Below are 2,717 nucleotides of genomic sequence, written 5' to 3' on the forward strand. Positions count from 1 at the left end.
GCTTTTGCTAGCTGCTCTTTTAATTACACATTTTTGTCTTAACACTCATATATTATTGAGAATTAAAAAATCATTTCATGTATAAAGGGAAAGTATTCTTTTTCAATACTCCACTCCCTCTTTAAATACCACTGTTTGAATAAGGTTTTTAAAGAGGGAATACATTTAAAAATCTTGGTTACACTGTAAACAGGCTCGTGAATAGCCAATTTTACTAATACCCACTCTATGTCTATTACCTTGGGCCGAGCAATTAGCAAAAGCTAATTGCTCTTTTATATTGAGTTAATAATAAAATTTAGGTCTTATTCCTTTTCTACATCATATATTTTTAACCTCACCATCCAGCTCAAAGTGTTACCTCCTATCTTAAAAAGCACTGATGCATGGTGCTCTTTTTAGTTTCCTTATTTCTACAGAATGAAACTTTTGTTTAGTTTTCTTACCTGCATAATATTTTGATATTTGTTTATACTATAGTTGTAACTTTTTGTTACAACATATATCCGTATCGATTGTAACTTCTAAAATTGTACAACGAAGCAGTTAGCTATTTCGGCTAGCTGCTTTGTTGTTTAAAATGAAGTTTTTGTTTAGTTTTCTACTCAATTACCTCAAATTCGGATGTTTGACAAAACTTTTCATGATAGCATCCAATTTGAACATCATATTCCCCATACTCATCTCGAATTATTGAATGAATTGTTTCAACTTCATCTTGATACATAACCTGATCTCCAACTTTTAAGTCCCCTATTTTTCGTATCGTAGGTTCATCATAAATATCCTTAGTTAACTTCACCATTCCGATGCCTTCTTTCGGCTCAACCGAGTAACCCTTTTCTTGCAAAACTTTAGCGACCTCCTGCATATCTTTCCATGCTGCTGTACCTGGTCCAAAGTTAATAGTCACTGTATTCATTTTCATTCTCCCTTTCGATTCAAATAGCGTTTTTGTTCAAATACTTCACGTCCATAAAAAAATTACATTTGGTATCACATACTCTTTTTCATTAAGAGTTTTAGTCAGAAGAGCACTTATATATGGTGCTCTTTTTGGTATGGAATTTAAAACAGAGGCTTGCTCTTAAAACCTATTATGTAATTTTCATAGGTTTTTTCCTTACACCCCTGTGTCTGTTTACTCATAAGTTGTTAAAGTATAAATATAAATTGATAGTTAATTTATAAGGGAGGTGTAAAAATGAGTAAATTTAAAAAGCATTGTTGTCACATACCCTTTCCTTTACCTCAAATAGGGCCTACTGGATTAACCGGTGCTACTGGACCTTCGGGACCTACTGGAGCTACCGGACCTTCAGGTGGACCTCGGGGACCTACTGGAGCTACCGGACCTCAAGGTAACCTGGGACCTACTGGACCTCAAGGTATTTCTGGACCTCAAGGGATTCCTGGGATTTCTGGATCTATTGGTCCAACTGGACCTTCTGGAATTCAAGGTATCCAAGGCATCCAAGGCGTTCCTGGCATTCAAGGCCCTATTGGACCCACTGGAATAACGGGGGTCACTGGAATTCAAGGGATTCCTGGTATTCAAGGGATTCCTGGCATTCAAGGCATTCAAGGGATTCCTGGCCCGACCGGACCTCAAGGGATTCCTGGCATTCCTGGTTCTGTAGGTCCAACTGGACCTTCTGGAGCTGTTGGACCTACCGGACCTTCCGGGGGACCGCCAGGACCAACGGGCCCGACTGGACCTTCCGGGGGACCACCAGGACCAACCGGAGCGACTGGCCCCACTGGACCAACTGGGTCACCAGGACCAACCGGACTTCAAGGTATCCAAGGTATCCAAGGCATTCCTGGCCCCACTGGACCTCAAGGAAGTCAAGGGATTCAGGGGATTCAAGGTGATCCAGGACCTATTGGTCCTATTGGACCCACTGGAATAACTGGGGCAACTGGAATTCAGGGTATCCAAGGTATTCAAGGTAATCCAGGACTTATTGGACCTATCGGCCCGACTGGCCCAACTGGGCTTCAAGGTATCCAAGGCATCCAAGGCATTCCTGGGCCTACTGGATTACCAGGAACCGCTGGAGCTACCGGACCTACTGGGCCTGCCGGTCTTACAGTATCTGGCTTATCCCAGTATGCTTATGTTTTCAATACAGCAGCTCAAGTTGTTGCCTTAGAAGCACCTATTCTTTTTAATTCACACGGTAGAATCACATCCGGTTTTACTCATACGCTTGGAACTTCTCAAATGACAGTTATTAATGCTGGAGATTATAAAATTTCTTTTTCTGTATCAGGAGTTGAACCTAATCAATTTGCCCTCTTTTTAAATGGGGCTCCCGTTACCAACTCCATTTATGGATCAGGTGCAGGTACTCAACAAAACAATGGGCAAACAATTCTCACTTTAGCAGCAGGTGATATTATTACCCTTAATAATCATACTTCCGCTGCTGCGGTTACTTTGCAGACTTTGGCGGGTGGAACACAAACAAATATAAATGCTTCGATTGTAATTGAAAAATTAAATTAATTTAATCATTTATTTCTTGAAACTCTGCCAGTAAATAACCTGGGATGGATTCTTTTTTCAACAAGAAGTTAGCTTTTGCTAGCTGCTCTTCTATTTTGTTCCTACTCCTATTTCCTAAAAAATCTTTACTTTATTCCTCCTTGAATAAAATCAATAATTCAGCATATAATATCTATGCATCTAGATTATTACCTTTGTATCGAGC

The 2,717-nt window shown here is 40.0% G+C and carries 2 protein-coding genes; one reads left to right on the forward strand and one right to left on the reverse strand.

Going from position 1 to position 2,717, the window contains the following annotated elements; genetic code table 11:
• Positions 1–601: 601 nt before the first annotated feature.
• Positions 602–922, reverse strand: a complete 321-nt coding sequence (locus tag ABWK52_RS23680) for a hypothetical protein (RefSeq protein WP_001099203.1) — start codon at positions 920–922, stop codon at positions 602–604.
• 282 nt (positions 923–1,204) lie between these two features.
• Between ABWK52_RS23680 and ABWK52_RS23685 the strand changes: the two genes are divergently transcribed.
• Positions 1,205–2,512: a BclA C-terminal domain-containing protein gene (locus ABWK52_RS23685; protein WP_098283667.1), complete on the forward strand. Its 1,308-nt coding sequence runs from the start codon at positions 1,205–1,207 to the stop codon at positions 2,510–2,512.
• The last annotated feature ends 205 nt before the right edge of the window (positions 2,513–2,717 follow it).

It is taken from the genome of Bacillus sp. AP50 (assembly GCF_040492675.1).
GTDB classification, from domain to species: Bacteria; Bacillota; Bacilli; order Bacillales; family Bacillaceae_G; genus Bacillus_A; species Bacillus_A cereus.